This window comes from Ruegeria sp. D7 (genome assembly GCF_056534355.1).
Genome location: NZ_JBQFPG010000009.1, coordinates 21,383 through 44,135, shown reverse-complemented (window position 1 = coordinate 44,135; position 22,753 = coordinate 21,383). Strand labels below are relative to the sequence as shown.

General features: G+C 58.0%; 22 protein-coding genes. 11 read left to right on the top strand and 11 right to left on the bottom strand.

Annotation, left to right across the window (positions count from 1 at the left end; genetic code table 11):
* Positions 1–12 precede the first annotated feature (12 nt).
* From ACRZ9U_RS13580 to ACRZ9U_RS13565, 4 genes are read right to left on the bottom strand one after another with little or no spacing between them, the layout of a single operon-like run.
* Positions 13–2,055 carry a hypothetical protein gene (locus ACRZ9U_RS13580; protein WP_170408571.1) on the bottom strand — a complete coding sequence of 681 codons (2,043 nt, stop codon included), beginning with the start codon at positions 2,053–2,055 and terminating at the stop codon, positions 13–15.
* Positions 2,052–4,814 carry a DUF4159 domain-containing protein gene (locus ACRZ9U_RS13575; protein WP_170408572.1) on the bottom strand — a complete coding sequence of 921 codons (2,763 nt, stop codon included), beginning with the start codon at positions 4,812–4,814 and terminating at the stop codon, positions 2,052–2,054. Before ACRZ9U_RS13575 ends, ACRZ9U_RS13580 begins: the two co-directional genes overlap by 4 nt.
* Positions 4,811–5,686: a DUF58 domain-containing protein gene (locus ACRZ9U_RS13570; RefSeq protein WP_480902074.1), complete on the bottom strand. Its 876-nt coding sequence runs from the start codon at positions 5,684–5,686 to the stop codon at positions 4,811–4,813. The genes ACRZ9U_RS13575 and ACRZ9U_RS13570 overlap by 4 nt, the downstream gene beginning before the upstream one ends.
* Positions 5,683–6,690, bottom strand: coding sequence for an AAA family ATPase (locus tag ACRZ9U_RS13565; protein WP_170394959.1), 1,008 nt, complete (start codon positions 6,688–6,690; stop codon positions 5,683–5,685). The genes ACRZ9U_RS13570 and ACRZ9U_RS13565 overlap by 4 nt, the downstream gene beginning before the upstream one ends.
* Before the next feature lie 64 nt (positions 6,691–6,754).
* Between ACRZ9U_RS13565 and ACRZ9U_RS13560 the strand changes: the two genes are divergently transcribed.
* Positions 6,755–7,333, top strand: a complete 579-nt coding sequence (locus tag ACRZ9U_RS13560) for a DUF1285 domain-containing protein (protein ID WP_480887503.1) — start codon at positions 6,755–6,757, stop codon at positions 7,331–7,333.
* Here ACRZ9U_RS13560 and ACRZ9U_RS13555 read toward each other — a convergent pair.
* Positions 7,258–8,265, bottom strand: a complete 1,008-nt coding sequence (locus ACRZ9U_RS13555; protein ID WP_480902070.1) for a DMT family transporter — start codon at positions 8,263–8,265, stop codon at positions 7,258–7,260. The genes ACRZ9U_RS13560 and ACRZ9U_RS13555 overlap by 76 nt on opposite strands.
* Before the next feature lie 179 nt (positions 8,266–8,444).
* Here ACRZ9U_RS13555 and ACRZ9U_RS13550 point away from each other — a divergent pair, with 179 nt between their 5' ends.
* On the top strand, positions 8,445–9,200 hold the full coding sequence (locus ACRZ9U_RS13550; protein ID WP_170408575.1) for a TIM barrel protein: 756 nt from the start codon (positions 8,445–8,447) through the stop codon (positions 9,198–9,200).
* A 73-nt stretch (positions 9,201–9,273) separates the two neighbouring features.
* Positions 9,274–9,504 (top strand): DUF2798 domain-containing protein, encoded by a 231-nt coding sequence (locus tag ACRZ9U_RS13545; RefSeq protein WP_170408576.1) that lies wholly within the window; start codon positions 9,274–9,276, stop codon positions 9,502–9,504.
* Positions 9,505–9,549: 45 nt separating this feature from the next.
* Here the strand turns inward: ACRZ9U_RS13545 and polA are convergent, their stop codons facing one another.
* The 3 genes from polA to ACRZ9U_RS13530 all read right to left on the bottom strand — a co-directional run bounded on the left by polA (position 9,550) and on the right by ACRZ9U_RS13530 (position 13,348).
* Entirely contained in the window at positions 9,550–12,351 is a 2,802-nt protein-coding gene (gene polA / locus ACRZ9U_RS13540) for a DNA polymerase I (protein ID WP_170408577.1), read from the bottom strand.
* Positions 12,352–12,455: 104 nt separating this feature from the next.
* Positions 12,456–13,118 (bottom strand): YrbL family protein, encoded by a 663-nt coding sequence (locus tag ACRZ9U_RS13535; protein WP_480902067.1) that lies wholly within the window; start codon positions 13,116–13,118, stop codon positions 12,456–12,458.
* Between the two features lie 44 nt (positions 13,119–13,162).
* Positions 13,163–13,348 (bottom strand): zinc-finger domain-containing protein, encoded by a 186-nt coding sequence (locus ACRZ9U_RS13530; protein WP_170394974.1) that lies wholly within the window; start codon positions 13,346–13,348, stop codon positions 13,163–13,165.
* A gap of 87 nt (positions 13,349–13,435) precedes the next feature.
* Here ACRZ9U_RS13530 and ACRZ9U_RS13525 point away from each other — a divergent pair, with 87 nt between their 5' ends.
* Positions 13,436–14,428 (top strand): ABC transporter ATP-binding protein, encoded by a 993-nt coding sequence (locus tag ACRZ9U_RS13525; RefSeq protein WP_170395098.1) that lies wholly within the window; start codon positions 13,436–13,438, stop codon positions 14,426–14,428.
* On the opposite strand, the gene ACRZ9U_RS13520 is transcribed toward ACRZ9U_RS13525, so the two are convergent.
* The gene (locus ACRZ9U_RS13520) at positions 14,425–14,892 is read right to left on the bottom strand and encodes a DUF1203 domain-containing protein (RefSeq protein WP_170394977.1); all 468 of its coding nucleotides are present in this window, start codon (positions 14,890–14,892) and stop codon (positions 14,425–14,427) included. The two genes, ACRZ9U_RS13525 and ACRZ9U_RS13520, sit on opposite strands and share 4 nt — an antisense overlap.
* Before the next feature lie 196 nt (positions 14,893–15,088).
* Here ACRZ9U_RS13520 and ACRZ9U_RS13515 point away from each other — a divergent pair, with 196 nt between their 5' ends.
* Entirely contained in the window at positions 15,089–16,027 is a 939-nt protein-coding gene (locus ACRZ9U_RS13515; RefSeq protein ID WP_170408579.1) for a DMT family transporter, read from the top strand.
* Positions 16,028–16,081: 54 nt separating this feature from the next.
* Here the strand turns inward: ACRZ9U_RS13515 and ACRZ9U_RS13510 are convergent, their stop codons facing one another.
* Positions 16,082–17,194 (bottom strand): S-(hydroxymethyl)glutathione dehydrogenase/class III alcohol dehydrogenase, encoded by a 1,113-nt coding sequence (locus ACRZ9U_RS13510; protein ID WP_170408580.1) that lies wholly within the window; start codon positions 17,192–17,194, stop codon positions 16,082–16,084.
* 129 nt (positions 17,195–17,323) lie between these two features.
* On the opposite strand from ACRZ9U_RS13510, the gene ACRZ9U_RS13505 reads away from it, so the two are divergent.
* Positions 17,324–17,611, top strand: a complete 288-nt coding sequence (locus ACRZ9U_RS13505) for an I78 family peptidase inhibitor (protein WP_170408581.1) — start codon at positions 17,324–17,326, stop codon at positions 17,609–17,611.
* 2 nt (positions 17,612–17,613) lie between these two features.
* Here ACRZ9U_RS13505 and ACRZ9U_RS13500 read toward each other — a convergent pair whose 3' ends face one another.
* Positions 17,614–18,339, bottom strand: a complete 726-nt coding sequence (locus tag ACRZ9U_RS13500; RefSeq protein ID WP_170408582.1) for an SDR family NAD(P)-dependent oxidoreductase — start codon at positions 18,337–18,339, stop codon at positions 17,614–17,616.
* 184 nt (positions 18,340–18,523) lie between these two features.
* Between ACRZ9U_RS13500 and ACRZ9U_RS13495 the strand changes: the two genes are divergently transcribed.
* Genes ACRZ9U_RS13495 through ACRZ9U_RS13475 form a run of 5 tightly spaced genes read left to right on the top strand, consistent with a single transcriptional unit; the run spans position 18,524 to position 22,724 of the window.
* The gene (locus ACRZ9U_RS13495; protein ID WP_480902061.1) at positions 18,524–19,852 is read left to right on the top strand and encodes an NAD(P)/FAD-dependent oxidoreductase; all 1,329 of its coding nucleotides are present in this window, start codon (positions 18,524–18,526) and stop codon (positions 19,850–19,852) included.
* Complete coding sequence (locus ACRZ9U_RS13490; RefSeq protein ID WP_170408584.1) at positions 19,809–20,348, top strand: hypothetical protein; 540 nt, start codon at positions 19,809–19,811, stop codon at positions 20,346–20,348. The genes ACRZ9U_RS13495 and ACRZ9U_RS13490 overlap by 44 nt, the downstream gene beginning before the upstream one ends.
* Entirely contained in the window at positions 20,348–21,571 is a 1,224-nt protein-coding gene (locus tag ACRZ9U_RS13485) for an MFS transporter (protein WP_170408585.1), read from the top strand. Before ACRZ9U_RS13490 ends, ACRZ9U_RS13485 begins: the two co-directional genes overlap by 1 nt.
* The gene (locus ACRZ9U_RS13480) at positions 21,568–22,185 is read left to right on the top strand and encodes a DUF3833 domain-containing protein (protein ID WP_170408586.1); all 618 of its coding nucleotides are present in this window, start codon (positions 21,568–21,570) and stop codon (positions 22,183–22,185) included. The genes ACRZ9U_RS13485 and ACRZ9U_RS13480 overlap by 4 nt, the downstream gene beginning before the upstream one ends.
* On the top strand, positions 22,182–22,724 hold the full coding sequence (locus ACRZ9U_RS13475; protein WP_170408587.1) for a DUF3833 domain-containing protein: 543 nt from the start codon (positions 22,182–22,184) through the stop codon (positions 22,722–22,724). Before ACRZ9U_RS13480 ends, ACRZ9U_RS13475 begins: the two co-directional genes overlap by 4 nt.
* Positions 22,725–22,753 lie beyond the last annotated feature (29 nt).

The window sequence follows — 22,753 nt, the reverse complement described above, 5'->3', positions numbered from 1 at the left end:
GCTTAAGCAGCGTTAGCGACGTCCCTCACGCAACCAACCGGCCAAGAGGAACCCACCGGCCAGCAACAGCACCAGCCAGGGTGGAAGCAACCCGGCCTGTGTAACATCGCGAGTTTCATAGGCGTCGCGCGGGGTCAGACCGATCCAGCCCCGACCTGCTGCCGGTCGGCCCGCACGGACATTCCGGATTGTGGGCAGACCCTCTTCCAACCGGATCGTTCCCCCGCGCAGGCTGGCCAGAACGGGGCTTAGAATCTCATCGGTCGCGATCGTGCGCTCGAATTCCTTTGGTGCAGCAGGACCAAGACCGATCACGGCAGAATGCGCACCCTCTTCCAGACGGTACAGGCCAATTTCAGGGCCGAAGTACTGCGCCTCGAACCGACCGGGCGAGACTTCGTTTAGCGTAATCTCCAAGGTGTCACCATTGGGGAGGGTGACCGTGACTGGGCCAACCTCATCCTCCAGCGTTTGACGGATAATACGCATGGACTGGCCGTTCGCTTCGGCCCACAGCGCCTCTTCCTCAAGCTCGGGTTCTTTCATCATCCAATGCGCCAGCCTGCGGAGTAGTTCCAGCTGCGGGCCACCACCCTCAAAGCCGCGGCTCCATAGCCAGGCGTGGTCTGATGCCATCAGCGCCACACGGCCTTCACCCACGCGATCCAACAGCAGCAACGGACGATCATCCACGCCGGTCATGAGCATATTGCCGGACAGCTGGCTGACATCGATCTGGCGCAGCCAAGCGCCCCAAGTCTCAGCATCGCCCAGATCAGCGGTAACCGGATGACGCTGGCCCAGATCGGTGACCATGGGCACGTACCGTTCCTCGTAAACCCGCGCACTGGGTTTTGCGGGCAGGACCGGCCCAAGCGGGGATCGGTACAGGCTGTCAGCCGTGGCAAAATCAGGGCCAGCAGCGACCAGCACCGCGCCACCATTGACGATATAGTCGCCAACATTGTCCAGATAGATCGCGGGCAGGATGCCGCGCCGTTTGTAGCGGTCAAAGATGATCAGGTCGAAATCATTGATCTTCTCCAGAAACAACTCTCGCGTTGGGAAGGCAATCAGTGAGAGCTCATCCACCGGTACGCCATCCTGTTTTTCCGGCGGCCGGAGGATGGTGAAATGGACCAAATCAACCGAGCTATCAGATTTCAGCAGGTTGCGCCAAGTACGCCCGCCCGGATGCGGCTCGCCCGATACCAGCAGAACACGCAGGCGATCCCGCACACCGTTCATCTGGATCAGAGCCGTGTTGTTGCGGTCGGTCAGTTCGCCCTCGGCCTGCAGGACCGTGAACTGGATGACGTTCCGACCACCATGCGGCAGCGTGATCGGGAGCTCGACGTCCAGACCGATTGGAATGGTGAACTGCTCGGGTTCACCTCCATCGACGGATATCTCAAGCGGAGCGTTAGTAACTCCAGCAGGCGCAGCGCCAGTATCTTCGACGCGCAGGGTCAGGGTCACGGGCTCACCGATAATGGCGAAGGCTGGGGCGTTACGCACGATCAGGCGCCGATCCCAATCGCCTTCGCGCCCGGTCTGCAACAGATGCATTGGAGCAGGTAGGTCGGGTGCCAGGTCTGCATCATGAACGATGCCGTCTGACACCACGACAATGCCCGCAATCCGTGCACGGGGTTCTTCGGCCAGTGCCGCGTTCAGCGCAGCCATGACCTGCGTGCCCTCGTCACCATCGCCGTCACCAACCTGGATGCGGCGCAGCTCGGTATTGTCTCGGGCTTCGATCTCGGTCGCGAGGTCGTTGGCAGCCTGAGCAGTCTGTTCGGCACGATCCGATAGGGTTTGACTGGCGCTTTCATCTTCGATCATCAACACGATGTCGGTAAGCGGCGCGCGATCTTCGACCTGATAAACAGGACCGCTAAGCGCCCCGAGGATGACCAAGGCCGCCAAGCCGCGCAGGGCCCAGCCCGACAGACCGCGCCAAATCGCCAGAACCACACCTGACATGGCAATCAATGCCACGGCTGCCAGAAACGGCCACGGGATTAGCGGGTCAAAGATGACGGTTCCGGTCATTGTCCCAACCTGTCTAAAAGCGCGGGCACGTGAACCTGATCGGATTTGTAATTCCCGGTCAGCACATGCATTACCAGATTAACCCCAAACCGATTGGCCAACTCGCGCTGTCGTTCTCCGGCATAACCGCGACCCACGGGCAACAGGGACTGACCGTTGCGATCCACCGCCCAGGCCCCGGCCCAGTCATTACCGCCGATCACCACCGGGGTCACGTTATCGTTGAGGTTTCGGAAGGGCATTCCTTCGATCTGCTCGGCATCGGGTGGCGCGGCCTCGACCCAGACCTCGGTGCCAGAATATCGTCCGGGGAAATCCTGCAGCAGATAAAAGGCGCGGGTCAGGACATGATCACGCGGGACAGGCTCTAATGAGGGGATATTCAACGGGGCGGCCAGTTGTTGCAGCTTGCGCCCATTGGGGCTGGACGCCCCGAAACCGGCGATATCGGCGTCGCGCGTATCAAATAAAATCATCCCGCCCGAACGCAGATAGGCGTTCAGCTTTGCATAGGCTTCAACCGAGGGCTGTGGCTGGTCCGGAGTAACAGGCCAATAGAGCAGCGGAAAGAATGCAAGCTCATCACGTTCAAGGTCGATGCCAATCGGGTCGGCGGGTTCGACCGAAGTGCGAAAATGCAGCGTCTGCACCAACCCACGCAGCCCGGCCAGCGCGATATCGTCGACCTGAGCATTCCCGGTAAGTACATGGGCCAGCACAAGCTCATGCGTCGCGTTCAATGCAAAATCGGTGTCTTCAGGGGTCTGCGCCCGCGCCTCGGGGGCAAGGAACAGGGCAGCAAGCGCAAATGCAACAGGGGTTGCCTTGGCCAAGCGCCCCGACAACGCCAAAGACGCAATCACATCGATTGTCAGCAACAACAGTGCAAGGCCAAGCAACAGCCCTTCCAACGGAGTCTCATTGCTGATCTCCTGACCCCGGATTGGGACGTCAGACGGCCAGACCACCGGGGATAGTACAGCATCCTCGGCAAGAACATTCCGCGCCAGTTTCTGCTTGCCGTTTTCATAAAGCCCCGGGCGCAGGTCCGGCCCGATTTGCCCAGAAACCAGTTCGACTCCATCGACACCGGGCAGCGTTCCTGCGTCAGTCAAAACACCGAAGCCATCCATTATTTGAATCGGCTCCCATACGGTGCCCTGCATCTGAGCCTCTTGACGCGATTTGGCAGCAGAGGCAACGGCAAGCCGGTCGAGCATTTCGACAAACAGCCCGGACAGCGGCAGGCTGGACCATTCCGCATCAGCCGTGACATGGAACAGAACCACCTGCCCCAGCCCCAGCGGTTTTCGGGTCACCAGTGGTGTGCCATCCGACAGTGACGCAATGACCCGATCCGACAAATTAGGGTCTGGTTGTGCCATGACCTGAGTGGTCACAGAGACGTCCGCAGGAATCTCCAACCCATAGAACGGCGAGTTTTCAGTGAACGGAGCAAGCCCCTTCGCTTCACCCCAGCTCATGGCGCCGCCGACCGAGCGGCCCCCGCTACGAAGTCGAACCGGCAACAGTGCATCCTCAGTATCGCGCCCCAGATCGCTGGCGGCCATGCGCGGGCCGGCAAAGCGCAGCAATAGGCCGCCCTGTTCAACCCATTCGACGACTTCAGTCTGTTCCGACTCGGACAGCTTGGCCACATCCGCCAATACGATCACATCCGGGTTAGCGGGGAGAACCTCGGCCAGGCCGCCTTCGACAAAATCAGCGGTCGGAATCAGCACCTGTGTCAGGTAGTGAAGCGGCGACAGTAACTCTAACCCTTCGCGGTTCAGGGTACCTGCGATCAATGCCACTTCGCGCCGACGCAGGCTGTCATCTGTCAGTGTAATGGCACCGGCAGAGCGCTGGCCTTGAATCTCGAACCGTGTAATGCGTGCGCGCAGTTCCGATGGAAGCGCAAGATCAATTTCCGCCTGCGTAGAGCCGTTTTCGAACTCAAGATTGGTCGATTGCAGCACCCGCATTGCTCCTGCCGGGTCGCGCCCCTGCGCCAGAACGGTGACTCTTTCCTCTGGTCCTGGATTAGCGCGCTGTACGCTGAGTCGGATTGCGCCGTCCTGATAGGTGGCGGGCAAGATCGCGGTAACGGGTGCAGAGGATTGGTAGACAATCACGTCCCCACGCGCCTGCAGGGCAGAAGTCAAACGATCATGGCCGACATAGGACAGACGGTCGCTGAACCAATGGGTGTCGAAGCCACCTTCGACCTGCCCCAACGCGATCAGAGTTTGGTCAATCTGCGCTTGGGTTGGCTGCCACGGCATCGGTGTAAGGCCCGGCAGACGACCACGCCACGCCTCGGCGGCCTGAAACACAGGTGCCTCAGGCTCAGTCAGACGCAAGATCGACACAGGACGACCCGCCCGCCCGGCTTCCGTCAATTGCGCATCAATCTGATCAAGTGTCGAGGACCAACGTGTCGCGCCTCCCCAGCTTGCATCCAGTACCAGCAGAAGCGGCCCGGATCCGGTCTCATCGCGTGAGGGGTTCAGCACCGGCCCTGCCAGCCCGATGATGATCGCTGCGGCTGCCAGCATCCGCAGTAGCAGCAACCACCATGGTGTACGGTCCGAAACGCTTTCATCATCCTTCAATCCCAGCAGCAAAGTGACCGCCGGGAAAAGACGTCGGATCGGTGCAGGTGGGACGGCACGCAGGATCAACCACAAAATCGGAAGGGTCAGAAGACCCAGCAGCACCCAAGGCGCGGTAAATCCGATTCCTGCAAGAACCGTCATTGCGCACCCCCATCCAAGGCGCGATAATGCCACAACAGAGCCGATTGAGCGCTGTCATCGGTGTGATGGAGCCCCATCTGCCAGCCAGTCGCGCGGCACAGGTGGGTCAGCGCATCCTTGCGCGCCGCTAAGCGATCCAGATAACGATCGCGCAAATCAGCGGCCTTCAAGGTTTCATGTCGAGCAGTGCCACCAACACTTTCAAAAATGGTACGTCCCGAATAGGGAAAGGACTCCTCGCTGGGGTCCAGAACCTGCAGCAACACGCCGCGCACGCCCCGGTCAGCGGCTTTGGTAAGGGCCAGCTCGACCTCGTCCAGCGGCCCAAGAAAATCCGAGATAAACACCGCACGCGCATGCGGGATCATGGCGCGGTGTTCGGGTGGCGCGTAATCGGTTTGCGCATCTTCAGACCAGGCTTGGGCCAGCCGAATGATCTGAGCATTCCCCCTGCGCGGGGGCAGCGTCGTGCCAGTCAGACCAACGCGCTCGCCGCCACGCACAAGCAGGATAGCGGTCGACAGCCCCAGCAGGCGCGCACGATCGGCCTTGGTCGGCAAGTTCTTGTCCGAAGCAAACCGCATCGACGCGCCCTGATCGACCCAAAGCATGATCGACTGTGCAATCTGCCATTCGCGCTCACGTACAAACTGCTGATCACCACGGGCCGAACGGCGATGGTCGATCAACCGGCGACTGTCGCCAATCTGCGCAGGGCGGTACTGCCAGAAATCATCCCCCAGACCCGAGCGTCTCCGCCCGTGATCGCCCAATAAAACGGTTCCGGCCAGATGCTCGGCCCGCGCCAATAACGGCGGCAACCGGGACGCTTCGGCCTCGGAGCGTTCGCGTAGGGTCTGGGCGGCGCTCACGCCGCGGCCTCAGTTCGGACCAGCCCAGTAGCGGTGGACTCAATCAGGTCAGAGAGGCTGTCACCACGTGCCCGCGCCGCGAAGTTCAACGCCATACGGTGGCTAAGAACCGGACGCGCCATGGTCAGAACATCCTCGGCATTGGGGGCCAAACGGCCTTCCAGCATCGCATTTGCGCGCACGGTCATCATCAGAGCCTGCGCAGCGCGCGGTCCGGGACCCCAGGCAACAGTTTCCTTCACCCGCTCTGACACACCTGCCTCATCCGGGCGGAAGGCGCGGACCAGATCGAGGATCAGTTCGACAACCGACTCTCCTACAGGCATCCGGCGCAACAGAACCTGTGCGGCCAGCAATTCTTCTTTCGTGAAAATCTGATGCGCCTCGGCTTCCTCGACGCCCGTGGTAGCCAGCAAAATATCTCGCTCGGTCTGGCGATCCGGATATTCCACGTCGACCTGCACTAGAAACCGGTCCAGTTGAGCTTCGGGCAATGGATAGGTCCCTTCCTGCTCAATCGGGTTCTGCGTTGCCAGCACATGGAACGGTACGCCCAATTCGCGGTCTTCGCCCGCGACTGTCACCGTACGCTCTTGCATCGCCTGCAACAGCGCCGATTGGGTCCGGGGACTGGCACGGTTGATCTCGTCCGCCATCAGCAACTCACAGAAAATCGGGCCGGAGATGAAGCGGAAATGGCGGCTGCCATCTTCGGCAGTATCCAGCACTTCCGAGCCCAGAATATCAGCAGGCATCAGGTCCGGCGTGAACTGGATGCGGTTGCCATGCAGGCCCATCACGGTCGAAAGCGTCTCGACCAACCGCGTCTTGCCCAGCCCCGGCAGACCGATCAGCAGCGCGTGACCGCCGCACAAAAGCGCGGTCAGGGTCAGGTCCACGACCTTCTCCTGCCCGATAAAGCGGCGGGTGATCGAGGATTTGGCCTCTTGCAGCTTGTTTTCCAGCGCTTCGATCTCGGACACGAGGTCGGCAGGTTCGGACATGAGGTTCCCTTCCGTGGACTGTTATGATTGAAGTGTATCGCGCTGAGAGGAAATGGCAAAAGCAATGAGCGGACAAAAACCCGTGACCCCTTCACCAGACGGTCTGGCAGCTTCGGTCAAAGCGGCCAAAACGCGGGGTTTGCCGCCCGTTCACCTATGGAATCCTCCGTTTTGTGGCGATCTGGACATTCGGATCGCCAAAGATGGCACATGGAGTTATCTAGGGTCACCGATCAACAGGGTCGAGCTTGTTAAGCTATTTTCCTCAATTCTTAAGAAAGAAGAGGGTAGGTACTTTCTCGTCACTCCCGCTGAAAAGGTGGGAATCACCGTCGAGGATGCGCCGTTTGTTGCCGTTGATTTTGAGCATGAGGGACAAGGCAGAGCCCAACGTCTGACTTTTACGACGCAAGTGGGCGATACAGCCATCGCCGGGCCCGATCACCCGATCCGCATTGTCCTAAATACGGAAACTGATGAGCCCTCACCCTACATATTGATGCGCGCGAATCTTGAGGCGCGCATTGATCGCAAGAGCTTTTACCGGTTGGTCGAGATCGCCAGACATCACGACGGTTGGTTTGGTGTCTGGTCGGACGGCCAGTTTTTCCCACTGATCGCATCTGATGTGCTAGAGGATTGAACCGGTCGCGGCTTGCGGTCCTGCGCCAGCACGACTGCAAGCGCCACCAGCGACGCGCCCAGCGCGCGGGTCCAGTTCCAGTCCTCGCCCAGCGCCATCATGATCACCATCACATAAAATGGCGCGATATTGATGTGGAATGACGCCAGGGCGACCCCTAATTTTCCTACTGATGCTATGAAGAAAAACTGGCTCAGGCCCAGTGAGAACAGTGCGTAGAACACCAACATACCCATCTGCGCCACATCAACGGGGCGTGTAGGCAAGACCTCTAGCCCCAGCAATCCGGCTAACGGTACTAGAATGGCTGCGGTCGACAATCCTCCGACCAAGGTAATGGTGCTACGGCCCAACTGGCTAAGCTCGGGGAAGTCGCGCGCAGTGGCCATGCTGGCCCAACAGAACAGCGCGGTAGACACCACTGCGCACATCGCACCCAGTCCTAATTGTGCCGGTGCCACCGCGCTGGTGGCAATCAGGCCGCCAATGATTGAAATCACCAATCCCAGCGCAAAGCTCCAGCGCAATCGCCGCGTTCCCGCCACAAGCTCCATGATCGTAGCGATCAAAGGCGCACACGAGGCGATAATGGCAACGGTAACTGGGTCGGTCAGCTTCTGCGCCACAAGGATCAGGAACATCCCCGACCCTAGCCCCAAACCTCCAACCAGGAGGGCATGGCGCCAACGGGCGCGCAATACCTGAGCCGGTCCGTCCAGAATCAGCCAGATTGGTACCATGACCAACACCGCAAGAGACATCCGTGCTGCGAACAGGGCGATAGGTGGCCAGCTTTGCAATAGGATCTCAGCCGCCGGGAAACCCGCCGCCCACGTCAGCATCGAAGCCACCGCCAGCGTATTTCCGGTGAACGCGGTCTGTCGACCGTCAGATACAGCTATAGCGGTCCCGCGCGCGGGTTCAGGGCTCATGGCCATCGTGATCAGACCTTATTGTTGGCGCGGCCCTCGCAACGGGATACCGCTCGAGCCTGATGGTCCCTGATTCGAAAGCCTTTATCTGGCCGATTTTCGACAATCTGTCGTTTTCAGTCTCTTTCACGTGGCCGTCGTGATCGCTAGGCTCTGCAAAGTTCGACACCGGATGCCCGATGCCCAGATTTGCCGCCAATCTTTCACTGCTGTTTGCAGAACTGCCCTATCTCGACCGGTTTCAAGCCGCCGCGCAGGCCGGGTTTACGGCTGTTGAAATTCTCTTCCCCTACGACCTCGCGGCCAAAGAGACCCGCCGCGCGCTGCTGTCCAGCGGGCTTGATCTGGTGCTGATCAACGCCCCGCCCCCGAATTATACCGGCGGTGAACCGGGTTACGCCGCCATGCCCGGCAGCTCTGACAGGTTTAAGTCCGATATCCGGCGCGTTCTGCGCTACGCGGATGTGCTGCGGCCAGAGATGATTCACGTTATGGCCGGATACGCTTCCGGCCCCGAGGCCCTGCGTTGTTTTGTCGAGAACCTGCAATGGGCCGCCGACCTCGCGCCGGCACAGCGGTTTACAATCGAACCGCTCAACCCCGTATCGCAACCCGGTTACTTCCTGAACAATTATGATCTGGCCGCCGAAGTGCTGGACCGCGTCGACCGCGCAAATGTCGGCCTACAATATGACAGTTTTCATGCGCAGATGATCCACGGCGACGCGCTGGCGATTTGGCTCCGTTTTCAGCCCCGTATTGTCCATGCACAGATCGGGGCTGCGCCGGATCGCTCGGAACCCGGGCTGGGTACAATGGACTTTGCCGCGTTGTTTGCTGCGATGGACCAGTCGGATTACAGCGGCTGGGTCAGCGCCGAATACAACCCCTCAACCCGGCGGACTGAGGACTCACTGGCTTGGATACAGTATTAAACCCTGCATGAACGCTGGATTTTCAGACTGAAATGGCGCAATTGAGGGCATCGACACGCCAAGGATGCCTCGCATGATATCTGCCCGCTATGCCAATGCCCTGTTCGCCTTGATCATGTCCGGCCTGATGTCCTGCGTCGTCACCGGCATAGCCACGCTCAAAGCTATCGGCTTCAGCCCTTCAACACTCGGAGACTGGATGGCCTCTTGGGCCTTTTGCTGGCCTATCGCCTTTACCGTCATCCTGACGCTGGGCCCTTTCGTAAAACGCCTGATCGCCCGCCTGGTCAGGCCAGAAGCCTGACCCGCTGCAAAGAGGGCCCGCAGGGCTTGATGAGCAGCGCCGCCCCTAATGGGCCTCGGCCCAGTTCGCGCCTTGTCCGGCATCCGCGACCAGCTTGATATCCAGCTTCACTGCCGGATCAGCCGCCCCTTCCATCACCGCGCGCGCGACCGAAATGGTTTGATCCACAGCCTCTTCAGCCACTTCGAACAGCAGCTCGTCATGCACCTGCAACAGCATCTTGGCGGGCAAGCCGTTGATCGCATCCGGCATCCTCACCATCGCGCGCCGGATCACATCTGCTGCCGTCCCTTGGATCGGAGCATTGATCGCAGCACGACGCGAGAACCCCGCATGCGGCCCCTTGGCATTGATCTCGGGTGTATGGATTTTCCGGCCGAACAGGGTCTGGACATAGCCATTCTCTTTGGCAAACGCGATCGTGTCGTCCATATAGCGCCGGATGCCCGGGAAACGTTCGAAATAGCGATCGATGAAACCCTGCGCATCCGCCCGGGGAATGCGCAGATTGCGCGCCAACCCAAAGCCCGAAATGCCGTAGATCACACCAAAGTTGATCGCCTTGGCCTGACGACGGATATCCGGCGTCATCTCGTCCAACGGAACATCAAACATCTCGGACGCTGTCATTGCGTGAATGTCCAATCCATCCGCAAACGCCTGTTTCAGGGTCGGAATATCGGCGATATGGGCCAGTATCCGTAGCTCAATCTGGCTGTAATCAAGGCTGACCAGCACATTGCCCGGTTCGGCAATGAACGCCTCACGTATGCGCCGACCTTCCTCAGTCCGCACCGGAATGTTTTGCAGGTTGGGGTCGGTCGAGGCCAAACGGCCCGTATTCGCCCCCGTAATCGAATATGACGTATGCACCCGGCCCGTATCAGGATTGATATGGGTCTGCAGCGCGTCCGTATAGGTCGATTTCAGCTTGGAGAGTTGCCGCCAGTCCAGCACCCGGCGCGGCAGTTCATGTTCGGTCGCAAGGTCCTCAAGAATGTCCGCCCCGGTCGAGTACTTCCCGGTCTTGCCCTTCTTGCCGCCCTCAAGCCCCATTTTGTCGAACAGGATTTCACCCAGTTGCGCCGGCGAACCGACGTTAAAGTTCTCACCCGCCAATTCGTGGATTTCAGCCTCTAATCCGGCCATCTTCTGCGCAAATGCATTTGACATTCGGCTGAGAACATCGCGATCGACCTTGATGCCATGCATCTCCATTTCTTTGAGAACCGGCACCAATGGTCGTTCAAGTGTTTCATACACCGTCGTCACCTGAACCTGATGCAACTGCGGCTTGAATAATTTCCACAGGCGAAGGGTGATGTCCGCATCCTCGGCAGCGTAGGCCGTGGCCTCGTCAATCGGCACCTTGTCGAAAGTGATTGCAGACTTGCCCGAGCCAAGCAGAGGTTTGATGGGAATCGGCGTATGGCTCAGATAGCGTTCAGATAGCGTATCCATGCCATGCCCATGCTCACCGCCATGCATGGCGTAGGACATCAGCATCGTGTCGTCGATGGGGGCGACGTCGACGCCATATCGCTTAAAGATCTTGGCATCGTATTTCATGTTCTGTCCGATCTTCAGGATCGACGGATCCTCAAACATCGGTTTCAGCAAGTTTAGAGCCGCATCCAGCGGCATCTGTCCATCGGCCAGCGCATCCGATCCGAACAGATCATCGGTCGCGCTTTCACGGTGAGTCAACGGGATGTAACAAGCCTCACCCGCCTCGACACATAGCGAAATCCCGACCAAATCGGCGATCATCTCATTCAGGCCAGTGGTCTCGGTATCCACCGCAACCCAGCCGCGCTCGTAGGCCTGATCGATCCATTTCTGCAAAGCCGCAGCATCGCGCACGCATTCGTATTTCGTTGCATCAAATGGGACGTCTTCGGCCTGTGACTCCGCCTCGGGCGTGGATATATCGGGGATGACAGGGGAATCGACGCCCAGCTTGTCAGCAATGCGTTTGGTGAGCGTCCGAAATTCCATCTCTGCCAGAAACTTCATCAAAGTCTCAGCATCGGGATCCTTCACCTCAAGGTCATCCAGAGTGAAATCCAACGGTGTGTTTTCATCCAATTGCACAAGTTTCTTCGAAAGCTCGATCTGGTCGCGCTTTTCGATCAGAGTCTGGCGGCGCTTGGGCTGTTTGATCTCTTCAGCGCGATCCAGCAGGGTTTCCAGATCGCCATATTCATTGATCAACAGCGCTGCCGTCTTCACACCAATGCCCGGAGCGCCCGGTACGTTATCCACCGAATCCCCGGCCAAAGCCTGCACATCGACAACCCGCTCGGGCCCGACGCCGAACTTCTCAACCACCCCATCGCGATCGATCCGCTTGTTCTTCATCGCATCCAGCATCTCGACACCGCCGCCCACAAGCTGCATCAGGTCTTTGTCAGAACTGACAATGGTCACCCGCCCACCGGCCTCACGTGCCTGAACGGCGAGGGTCGCGATAATGTCGTCGGCTTCATAGCCTTCAAGTTCTTTGCAGGCGATGTTGAACGCTTTGGTGGCTTCGCGCGTCAGCGGCATTTGCGGGCGCAAATCTTCGGGCATCGCTTCACGATTGGCCTTGTAGAGATCATACAGATCATTACGGAACGTATGCGAGCCCTTGTCGAAGATCACCGCAACATGGGTCGGCGCATCCGGCCCGGCGTTCCCTTCGACATATTTCTGCAGCATATTGCAGAACCCCGATACCGCCCCAATCGGTAGCCCATCTGATTTCCGCGTCAACGGCGGCAAAGCGTGATAGGCGCGGAAGATAAAGGCTGATCCATCAATCAGATGCAGATGGCAGCCTTTTCCGAATTGGGTGGTGGTCATATGAGGCTCCTGCGCTGGGTTGCGCCAAGTTGTACATAAGGGCTGCACGAAAGACGAGGCCGCCTGGCAAATTCGTTGCGACCTAATTTGCCCGTGGTCTGGCCTTAGCTATTCGAAAAGGTGCGCTTATCCGCATTCCAAGCCAAACCTGCTTTTTGCGCGATCAACGAGAACTGTTTGTTCAGCGAGCGATAATTCAGACGTTGGGACAGGCTGCGCAGTGGGATGAGGTTCCGCTCACCATATCCATCGATCAGGAAGCAGGCCGGACCAGCGCCCCTTGTCCCGTAGACAATATTCGAACTTTTGACGTCGCGCGCGACGATGTGAAGGTCAAACATCTGCCCGACGAATGCATTCAGCGCATCTAAAACCGGGGCGTCCAATCCACTACGGCAGACTTCATACAGCTTTGGTGCAAGCCCGCCATCAAGGCCAGAAATGCGCTCAACCACAACCCCCGCCCCATGCGTCGTCTGAACCACGCCCAACATCCTGGACAGGGGTGAACGCTCAATTTCTGTCCCGAGTTTCAGCGATACCCGCAGCTCGCATTCCAGCTCTTTTAGCGTGCTGCGATACTGCGCCTCGGGGAACAGTTTCCATGCCAGTCGCTTGCCAAGCCTGTGCGAGACACGATCTTGGGACCGGGTAAAAACTTTGATCAGTAAGTCAGGATGACCGGGAAAGTCATAGACACTGCGCACAGTCCCGTTCGCGATTGGCTGGCTGTCGGAAAGGTCAATCGTTTTGGCTGTGAACAGCATTATCCATCCTCGCCAGTTACGACCGCCTGCCGTCCTGGTCGCCCTTACGCGTCCTGACCAGAGTCCTCACCACGCAGCACGTATTTGCAATCGCAATAGGGGCACTCGACCCAACCAGTGTCTTCGGGAATCTGCAGCCAGACGCGCGGATGACCCAGCGCACCCTCGCCACCATCGCAGGCGACGCGGGTAATTTCGACAATCTTGGTTTCCGGCGCTTCGATGGTCACGGCTGGCGATCCTTCTTTGGTTGTCGGCCTCGCGGGCATGTATTAGGTGCGTTTATGGGCGATGAGCAAACCGGGGGCAAGGGCCACATGTCCGATGCGGCAATCACAATCAGATCACTGCGCAAGACCTATCGCGGCGGCAAGGGCCAGCCCGAGAAACAGGCTTTGAAAGGGATCGACCTGACGGTGCCGCAGGGGTCCGTTTTCGGTCTGCTTGGCCCGAATGGAGCCGGCAAATCGACCCTGATCAACATTCTGGCGGGGCTGGTGGTCAAAACGTCTGGCAGCGTCTCGATCTGGGGCTTCGACCAGGATCAAAACCCGCGCCAATCCCGCGCCGCCATCGGCGTGATGCCTCAGGAATTGAACCTTGATCCGTTCTTTACACCTCGAGGCGCATTAGAAGTTCAGGCCGGGCTGTACGGTGTTCCCAAGTCTGATCGGCGAAGCGATGAGATCCTCGACCTCGTTGGCCTTGCCGACAAGGCCGAGGCCTATGCGCGCACGCTCTCGGGCGGAATGCGGCGGCGTCTGCTGCTGGCCAAAGCGCTGGTGCACCATCCCAAGATTCTGGTGCTCGACGAACCCACGGCGGGTGTGGATATTGAACTGCGACAGATGCTTTGGGCCAATGTGCGCAAGCTGAACGAACAGGGCATGACCATCATCCTGACCACGCACTATCTGGAAGAAGCGCAAGAGATGTGTGACGAGATCGCCATTATCAATCACGGCGAAAAGATCGCACAAGACAGCACGGCCAATCTGCTGGGCCGCATGGACAGCCGAACCATGGTGATCGTGCCGGATAGCCCCATTCAGACTCTGCCTGTAGCGGATAACGTGATTGCAGCGCAACGTGAGAACGGCGACCTTGTGCTGCAATACCACAGCAACCTAACTACAGCCGAGCAGGTGCTGGAATCTGTACGTCAGGCCGATATTCGCATCCAGGACGTCCGCACTGAAGAAGCTGATCTTGAGGATGTGTTCCTTGCGTTGACCTCCAGTCGGGTCGACGACGCAACTGTCAACGACCCGAACCAACCACATCGGGGGATGCACCGCGTCAAGCTTTAGACACGATCGATCCGTGCGTGATAACAGTTGTTCAGAGCAGATCGGATGTGGATGTAAGCGACTTCAGCGCGGGAGAAGATTTTTTCAGCCGCCTCATGCAACTGCGCCTGTGGGGTGATGATCCCGGTTCCATAGACAATTCGGTCGTCCGGACCATACCCTTTGATCAGGTAGTTGGGCGAGTCGGTCAACGCCTCGGGCAGCACATCCTCACTTTCATAGCGTGCGCAGGGGTCGGCACAAAGGAAGATCGGTCCAGTCTCTGCATAAGGCTGCGTTTCCGGGAAGGGTCGGTGCGCCAACACCAGCATCTCTTTGCCTTCCGGTATGTATTTCAAACAATGACGGCATGGGTTGCCCGCCCCATTGGAAATCGCACGCTCTGGTGGGTTTCCATATCCATCCGGCGCACCGGCGCGATATGCCTGAACCTGCTGTGTTGGTAGGGCTGAAATTCCGTGCATGATGTTTCTCCTTGATTTGAGATGATCATGGCAATCGCTTGTTTTGGACTCGACCCGTTTCCTGCGTATTGCAAAATCTGCAACCCTGCCTGCAAAAGAATGTTAGCGATAAAATAAGGGCTACCCGTCAGACCAATTTGGGTCTAAGCAAACATCAAACACCCCAAACGATCCATCTATGATTGAGGCTTTTGTCATGAGCGCTCAGAACTCCACCCTTCGTGGGCTTGCCTTTGCGTTCTTAGGCTTTGCCGTCTTCGCGACGCATGACGTGCTGATCAAGGTGCTGGGTGGCACCTATTCGGTTTTGCAGATCATCTTCTTTGCGACGCTGTTTTCCTTTGTCCCTATGGCAGTAACAATTCTAGCCGATCGGACCACTGGGAATTTCCTGCCGCGGCATCCGTGGTTGGTGCTGTTGCGATCAGCGACGATGATCATGGCCATGTCTTGTGCCTTCTACGCTTTTTCGGTGCTGCCGCTGGCCGAAGTCTATTCCCTGCTATTTTCCTTTCCGCTGATCGTAACTGTTCTGTCGATTCCGATTCTGGGTGAGGTGGTCCGTGCCCAAAGGTGGGCGGCCGTGGGCGTCGGCCTGATCGGCGTCCTGATCGTCCTGCGCCCTGGCGCGACCGAAATCACCCTGGGCCATTTAGCGGCTCTGGCAGCAGCCTTCTGCAGCGCATTTGCTTCGGTTCTTGTCCGCAAAATCGGGAATGAAGAACGCTCTGCCGTCCTGATCCTTTATCCTATGCTGCTGGCCATCGCCGTCATGAGCGTCGCCCAACCGGCAGTTTATCAACCACCATCATTGCTGCATCTGGCGATGATGGCGTTTGTCGGGGTGTTCTCGGTAATCGCACAGCACCTGATCATCCTTGCTTATCGCGCCGCCCCCGCCGGCGTCATTGCCCCTAGTCAATACAGCCAGATCATCTGGGCCACGATCTTCGGCGTGATTTTCTTTGGCGAGCACCCGGATATCTGGGTCGCCGTTGGCGCAAGTATCATCATCGCATCAGGTGTTTTCGTGGTTTGGCGAGAGAGCCGATCAAACACTACCTCTGCTAATACGCCTGTGCTGCGCGTCAGGTCGCCCCGGTCAGATACTGGAGCGACGAGGCCCGGAGAATAAGAAACGGCGCGCATTGCAGCGCGCCGTGCAATCCATTTCAGCCCTTATAGAGCCTTAGTAGACGACCACTGATCGGATACTCTCGCCCTTATGCATCAGGTCGAAACCGTGGTTGATGTCATCCAGGCCCATGGTGTGGGTAATCATGGGGTCGATCTCAATCTTCCCGTCCATGTACCAATCCACGATTTTCGGGACGTCGGTGCGTCCACGCGCTCCGCCAAACGCGGTGCCACGCCATGAGCGGCCAGTAACCAGTTGGAACGGTCGAGTCGAGATTTCAGCGCCCGCAGGTGCCACACCGATGATGATCGATTCACCCCAGCCCTTGTGAGCCGATTCCAGTGCCGCTCGCATTACGCCGACATTGCCTGTGGCGTCAAAGGTATAATCCGCGCCGCCCTTGGTCAGGTTGACCAGATACGGCACCAGATCACCTTCGACCTCAGAGGGGTTCACGAAATCCGTCATGCCGAACTTGGTCGCCATTTCCACCTTGGCTGGATTCAAATCAACGCCCACGATCTGATCCGCGCCAGCCAGACGCAGGCCCTGAATCACGTTCAGGCCGATACCGCCCAAACCGAACACGATGGCACGGCTGCCAATTTCTACCTTTGCAGTGTTGATCACCGCGCCAATTCCGGTGGTCACGCCGCAGCCGATATAGCAGATCTTGTCAAAGGGCGCGTCCTCACGCACTTTGGCGAGCGCGATTTCAGGCAGAACCGTATGGTTCGAGAAGGTCGAGCAGCCCATGTAGTGCAGGATCGGATCGCCATCCAACGTAGAAAAACGCGAGGTGCCATCCGGCATGAGGCCCTGGCCTTGGGTTTCGCGAATTGCCTGGCACAGGTTGGTCTTGGGATGCAGGCAGTATTCGCACTCACGGCACTCGGGCGTATAAAGCGGGATGACGTGATCGCCGGGTTTCAGGCTGGTTACACCCGGGCCGATCTCAAGCACGACACCTGCGCCTTCATGGCCCAGAATGGCGGGAAACAAGCCTTCAGGGTCGGCGCCCGACAGGGTGAATTCATCGGTATGGCAAATGCCTGTCGCCTTGATCTCGACCAGAACCTCGCCCGCTTTGGGGCCTTCAAGGTTTACGTCCATCACTTCCAAAGGTTTGCCTGCCTGAACGGCGACGGCGGCACGGGTACGCATGGTGCTTGTCTCCCTGTCTGTTTTGCCCGACCCTGCGTCAAATACAGGGTTTTTTCAACTGCGCTTTCATGACAGGTTGGCTAAATCTTTGATATTTCAGAAACGACATCACCAGAAAGCCCTGCGCCAATGTACCGTTTATTTCCGATCCTAATTCTTCTGACCGCATGTTCTGAGACCTCTGCACCGCAGGACGCGGCGCTTGAACTAGAGGAGGCACCGGTTGAACTTGCATTTTGCAAGGGAGAACCGTTTGCGAACACTATTGGTGAACCGGTTTCAACCATACAAGCCCAACTGCCTGAACGGTCGCGCGTTCTGGGCCCGGATGATATTGCCACGCAGGATTATCGCATCGACCGGCTGAACGTTTATGTGAACGGCGCAGGCACAATTCAGAGGCTTACTTGCGGATAGGGTCACTTTCCCCGGTACACCAGAATATCGGGCAAATAATCGATCAGGCGCACAACCCATGAGAACGGTGCCGGGAAATCGGTTCGAAACCGGCGACGGGACATGGCGCGCAATACGCGATCGGCCGCATCTTCGGGTGTCATCAGCATAGGCATTTTGAAACTGTTCTTGTCGGTCAGACGGGTCTTGATGAACCCCGGATTGACAATGCGCACCGTCACGCCTGACCCTTCCAGATCGTGCCGCATGGTCTCGGCCAGCGAGATCAGCGCAGCCTTGCTGGCCCCGTACGAGATTGCATTGGGAAGCCCATGATACCCGGCAAGCGACCCGATCAGCGTGATATCACCACTGCCTGAGCCCACAAATCCTGGGACGGTTTCACCCAACACCCGAAGCGCACCGGAATAGTTCACATCGCTGATCGCCAAGGCGGCATCGGTGTCCCAATCTGACGTACTGATCGGCTCATAGGCGCCTGCGTTGTAGACAAGCGCGTCAATTGAGCCAGCCTCCACCACAGCGCGGCGCACAGTGTCGAGATCAGTCACATCCATCGGTACAGCACGTGCATTAGGCAAGGTGCCACAGATTTCATCCAATCGCTCGGCATTGCGAGCAGAAAGGATCAGATGTGCGCCTTCGCGGCTCAGCTTTTCGGCCAAGCAACGACCCAGCCCTTCGCTGGCGCCAATGATCCAATAGGTTTTTCCGTCAAAACTGCTCATGGTAAGTCTTTTTTCGTACTACTAGGTCGAATACGTTCTGACAGCAGCAATGGATCATGCCCAGCGCTCGTAGCATTCGGCCAGATAACACTACATAGCGCGTCGGAAAAAAACTTCTAATGCGGTTGATCCAAAGGCTCATTCCCTGCGTATCTTGTTGTAAATACCGAATAACGAGGATGGAATGTTCGACGAAACCCGGGGCGTACGCAAGAAAATCGCAGTCATAGGCGCAGGCATTTCAGGTCTCTCCGCAGCTCATTACCTTTCCGAAGACAACGATATAACCGTGTTCGAGGCTGAGCCCCGACTGGGCGGCCACGCCCGCACGGTGATCGCCGGAAAGAACGGAGATCAGCCGGTAGATACCGGTTTCATCGTCTTCAACTATGTCACATACCCCTATTTGACCCGGCTGTTTGATGAGCTGAACGTGCCAGTTACCAAAAGTGAGATGAGCTTTGGCGCAACTATCGACAATGGCCGCATCGAATATGGGTTGAACAATCTGCGCACTTTGACCGCGCAGAAACGCAACCTCGCGCGTCCAGCCTATTACAAGATGATCGCCGATATCCTGCGGTTTGGCAAAGAGGCCCCCGAAGCCGCGCAGGACGACGACACCACGATCGGTGAGCTTGTGGATCAGCTGCGTCTCGGCCACTGGTTCCGGCACAATTATCTGATGCCGATGTGCGGCGCGATCTGGTCAACTCCGGTCGAGTTCGTCGATCAGTTCCCAGCCCGCTCGCTGGTGCAGTTCTTCCGCAATCACGCGCTGCTGGCCTCGGGCCGTGCCAATCAGCACCAGTGGTACACCGTGAAAGGCGGCAGCATCGAATATGTCCGCCGGATCGAAACTGCGCTATGTGCGCGCGGTGCTGACATCAGACTGTCCGCACCCGTGCAGCGGATCGAGCGGCATGATCTGGGCGTCACCGTCCATGCAGGTGGTGAGGCCGCTCTGTTTGACGAAATCATACTGGCAACCCATTCCGATCAGTCTCTCGCCATTCTGGGCGATGCAGCGACCGAAGCGGAAAAAGCGGCGCTCGGCGCGATTAGATATCAACCGAACAAAGCTATCCTGCACTGTGATCCTCGCCAAATGCCCAGGCGGCGTGCTTGCTGGTCCAGTTGGACCTATCGATCGCAAAAGGGCAATGTTGGGGTTACATATTGGATGAATCGGCTTCAGAATATCCCCGACAGTGACCCACTGTTTGTGACCCTGAACGCCACATCAGACATTCCCGCGGACAAAATCTATGACGAGGTCGAGTTCGCCCATCCGGTGTTCGACAAAGCCGCCCTGCGCGCGCAAGGGCAAATCCGCGAGATGCAGGGACAGAACCGAACCTGGTTTGCCGGGGCGTATAACCGGCATGGTTTCCACGAAGACGGGATTGCCAGCGCAATGCATGTTGTCGAGCGCCTCACCGCCATCCCGCATAGCATCGGAGCTGACAATGGTATCCCTGAAACGGACCTCGCTGTTTCGGCCAGCGTATAGAACCTGTTGCGCTGCGCTGCTGTCACTGGCGCTGATGATCCCCGGCGGACTGGCGGCTTCGCCTTTGTCGGATACAATCAAAGACCCTAAGCTGCGCGGCACCGGGACATTCCGTTTTCTGGGGCTGCCGCTCTATGACGCCAAGCTTTACACGCCCGACGGTGCCGCATTCAGCTGGAACGAGAATTTCGGACTGCAACTGACCTATCGAAAAAACCTGAAACAAAAAGCGCTGGTCGAGTCGACCCTGGAAGAGATGGCCCGACAAGGCAATTCTGCGCCGACGGAAGCCCAATTGCAGGGCTGTTTTCAGGCGGTCAGCAAAGGCGATAGCTACCTGGCCATCGCGCAAGGCCCCAACAGCGTCAGCTTCTGGCGCAACGGAAGCAAAACTTGCACCCTGACAAATCCTGGTATCACACGCAGCTTCATGTCAATTTTTCTGGGTAACAATACACGATCCGCCTCGTTCACACAGCAGTTGAAGGGGCAGTGATGCTGTACCCGCGTGTCAGCCTCTATGCGCTGATGCTTGCTGCAGCAGGTATCCCGCTTTACATCCACCTGCCGCGCTTTGCCGCTGTGAATCTCGGTATCGGGCTGGGGGTCATTGGCACCATTCTGCTGGTCATTCGGCTGGTCGATCTGGTGCAAGATCCACTGATTGGCTGGGCCATTGATCGCTGGCCCGGTGGGCAAATGTTATTTGCCGCCGCCTCTGCACTGGGTCTGGCGATTGGATTCCCATTACTGTTTGGTTTGCCAGAAGGGGCAAGTATCGCCGCATTAGTGTCTATTCTGATCCTGTTATTCTCGGCCTACAGCCTCGGGACCATCTTGCTTTATGGCCGCAGCGCCACGCTGGCGAAACAGGCTAGCGCGAAGGAACTGATGACACTGGCCGCCTTCCGCGAAGGCGGACAACTGACCGGAGTTATCATAGCAGCCGCAGCACCCGCTGTGTTCGTGGCGCTTGGCGCAGCCGCGCAGGGGTATCCGGCCTTTGGAATGTTTCTCGGGCTTCTGAGCGTTGTGACTCTGGCTGTTACGCTGCCAATGTGGCGACGCACGCCGATCACCGGTCAAGGGCTGTCCATCGCAGGCCTAGGACAGGCGGGGGCTTTACGTCTGCTTGCCCTTGCGTTGGTCAACAGCCTGCCCGTCGCCATCACCTCGACCCTGTTTCTGTTCTTTGTTGAAGATCGACTGCAACTGCCAGGCAAAGCAGGGCCATTGCTGATCCTGTTCTTCCTCAGCGCCGGGCTCAGCGTTCCGTTCTGGGCCAGGCTCAGCAACCGAATTGGCCCGAAACAGACTCTGATGATCACGATGCCGCTGGCCATTCTCGGCTTTGTCGGGGCCGCTCTTCTAGCCCCTGGGAGTCTCGTCGGTTTCGCCATCATATGCCTCGCATCCGGCGCGGCGCTTGGGGCGGACATGGTTGTCCTGCCAGCAATGTTCTCGGTCGTTCTGACCCGGGCCGGGCTGAACGCATCTGCTGCGTTCGGCATCTGGTCTTTCGCAGGTAAGCTGGGTCTAGCTCTGGCCGCCTTTTTCACACTGCCGCTACTGGAACGCAGCGGCTTTACACCTGGACAGGCCAATTCTGCCGAGGCTTTGAATACACTCACCCTCGCCTATGCGGTGCTGCCCTGCATCTTGAAACTCGGAGCGTTTGGCATGGTCCTGACCCTCCCGACAGAGGTCTCTGCCAAATGAAAACGCTCCTGATCTGTCTGCTTGCGATTTTTGCGCTGTTTGCTGTGAAGAACCGGTTCCTCAGTTTCCGCTCGCAATCACCCTCCGACTACAGCGGAACCGGACCTGAGTTTTCACTCAAAAAGAACCTGAATGGCGAAATCCTGTCCGAAGGATTGATCTATGGCCCCAACGGCAAGATGTCGAACAGCTTTGTCGCACGCATGGTGGGCGAATGGGACGGCAATACCGGTACGCTGTCCGAGTATTTCACCTATTCCAACGGCAAACAGATGACCCGCAAATGGCATCTGACGTTGGGCACGGGCAACACTTTCACCGCAACAGCGGACGATATTGTCGGCGAGGGCAAAGGCGTGATTTCGGGCTCAACCGTCAAGCTAACCTATCGCATCATCCTGCCCGAGGACGCGGGCGGGCATACACTGGATGTGACCGACTGGATGTATCTGACGGAGAACGGTGTAATCATGAACCGATCCGAGATGCGAAAATTCGGGATCAAGGTGGCCGAGCTGGTCGCCACGATGCGCCCTGCGCCTGAAGTGAAATCCGCCCATCTGCATGGCGCAAACGGCCACGATACAGACTCTGAGCTGAGGGTTTTGCAATGATCGCCCGCCGTATCCTTATTGCAGGGGTCGCGATCGCGGGGTTGGCCATCCTCGCCGCATGCTCGGCCAAACCGCGTATACCAAAATCGTTTCTGTCAGATCGTCAGCTGAACCTTGAAGAGTTCTTCGAAGGTAAGACTGTCGCTTATGGTCAGTTTCAGGATGTACTAGGTAATGTCCCGCGTCGCTTCCAGGTCGATATTGACGGCACATGGGACGGAGAGACTCTGACGCTTGTCGAAGATTTCGTCTATGACGATGGTGCGACCGAACAACGGATCTGGACCCTGACCAAGACCGGCGATGACACCTGGACCGGCACCGCTCCCGGTGTGCTGGGCACAGCCAGTGGGGTCGAAAGAGGCGATACGTTTAACTGGAAGTACAAAATCGACCTGCCCGTCAAAGACGGCACCATGCGTGTCAATTTCGATGACTGGATGTGGTTGTTGTCGGATGACCGGTTATTGAACCGAGCCTATGTTTCGCGTTTTGGCGTAAGGCTGGGTGAAGTCATATTGTACTTCGAGAAGAAGTAGTCACCCCGCCAGCACAGCCAGCGGGGCAA

What these genes read in the sequence shown, in the direction of transcription:
- ACRZ9U_RS13580 (WP_170408571.1), bottom strand. Translation starts at nt 2,055, where the DNA reads ATGACCGGAACCGTCATCTTTGACCCGCTAATCCCGTGGCCGTTTCTG.
- ACRZ9U_RS13575 (WP_170408572.1), bottom strand. Translation starts at nt 4,814, where the DNA reads ATGACGGTTCTTGCAGGAATCGGATTTACCGCGCCTTGGGTGCTGCTG.
- ACRZ9U_RS13565 (WP_170394959.1), bottom strand. Translation starts at nt 6,690, where the DNA reads ATGTCCGAACCTGCCGACCTCGTGTCCGAGATCGAAGCGCTGGAAAAC.
- ACRZ9U_RS13560 (WP_480887503.1), top strand. Translation starts at nt 6,755, where the DNA reads ATGAGCGGACAAAAACCCGTGACCCCTTCACCAGACGGTCTGGCAGCT.
- ACRZ9U_RS13555 (WP_480902070.1), bottom strand. Translation starts at nt 8,265, where the DNA reads ATGAGCCCTGAACCCGCGCGCGGGACCGCTATAGCTGTATCTGACGGT.
- ACRZ9U_RS13550 (WP_170408575.1), top strand. Translation starts at nt 8,445, where the DNA reads ATGCCCAGATTTGCCGCCAATCTTTCACTGCTGTTTGCAGAACTGCCC.
- ACRZ9U_RS13545 (WP_170408576.1), top strand. Translation starts at nt 9,274, where the DNA reads ATGATATCTGCCCGCTATGCCAATGCCCTGTTCGCCTTGATCATGTCC.
- polA (WP_170408577.1), bottom strand. Translation starts at nt 12,351, where the DNA reads ATGACCACCACCCAATTCGGAAAAGGCTGCCATCTGCATCTGATTGAT.
- ACRZ9U_RS13535 (WP_480902067.1), bottom strand. Translation starts at nt 13,118, where the DNA reads ATGCTGTTCACAGCCAAAACGATTGACCTTTCCGACAGCCAGCCAATC.
- ACRZ9U_RS13525 (WP_170395098.1), top strand. Translation starts at nt 13,436, where the DNA reads ATGTCCGATGCGGCAATCACAATCAGATCACTGCGCAAGACCTATCGC.
- ACRZ9U_RS13520 (WP_170394977.1), bottom strand. Translation starts at nt 14,892, where the DNA reads ATGCACGGAATTTCAGCCCTACCAACACAGCAGGTTCAGGCATATCGC.
- ACRZ9U_RS13515 (WP_170408579.1), top strand. Translation starts at nt 15,089, where the DNA reads ATGAGCGCTCAGAACTCCACCCTTCGTGGGCTTGCCTTTGCGTTCTTA.
- ACRZ9U_RS13510 (WP_170408580.1), bottom strand. Translation starts at nt 17,194, where the DNA reads ATGCGTACCCGTGCCGCCGTCGCCGTTCAGGCAGGCAAACCTTTGGAA.
- ACRZ9U_RS13505 (WP_170408581.1), top strand. Translation starts at nt 17,324, where the DNA reads ATGTACCGTTTATTTCCGATCCTAATTCTTCTGACCGCATGTTCTGAG.
- ACRZ9U_RS13500 (WP_170408582.1), bottom strand. Translation starts at nt 18,339, where the DNA reads ATGAGCAGTTTTGACGGAAAAACCTATTGGATCATTGGCGCCAGCGAA.
- ACRZ9U_RS13495 (WP_480902061.1), top strand. Translation starts at nt 18,524, where the DNA reads ATGTTCGACGAAACCCGGGGCGTACGCAAGAAAATCGCAGTCATAGGC.
- ACRZ9U_RS13490 (WP_170408584.1), top strand. Translation starts at nt 19,809, where the DNA reads ATGGTATCCCTGAAACGGACCTCGCTGTTTCGGCCAGCGTATAGAACC.
- ACRZ9U_RS13485 (WP_170408585.1), top strand. Translation starts at nt 20,348, where the DNA reads ATGCTGTACCCGCGTGTCAGCCTCTATGCGCTGATGCTTGCTGCAGCA.
- ACRZ9U_RS13480 (WP_170408586.1), top strand. Translation starts at nt 21,568, where the DNA reads ATGAAAACGCTCCTGATCTGTCTGCTTGCGATTTTTGCGCTGTTTGCT.
- ACRZ9U_RS13475 (WP_170408587.1), top strand. Translation starts at nt 22,182, where the DNA reads ATGATCGCCCGCCGTATCCTTATTGCAGGGGTCGCGATCGCGGGGTTG.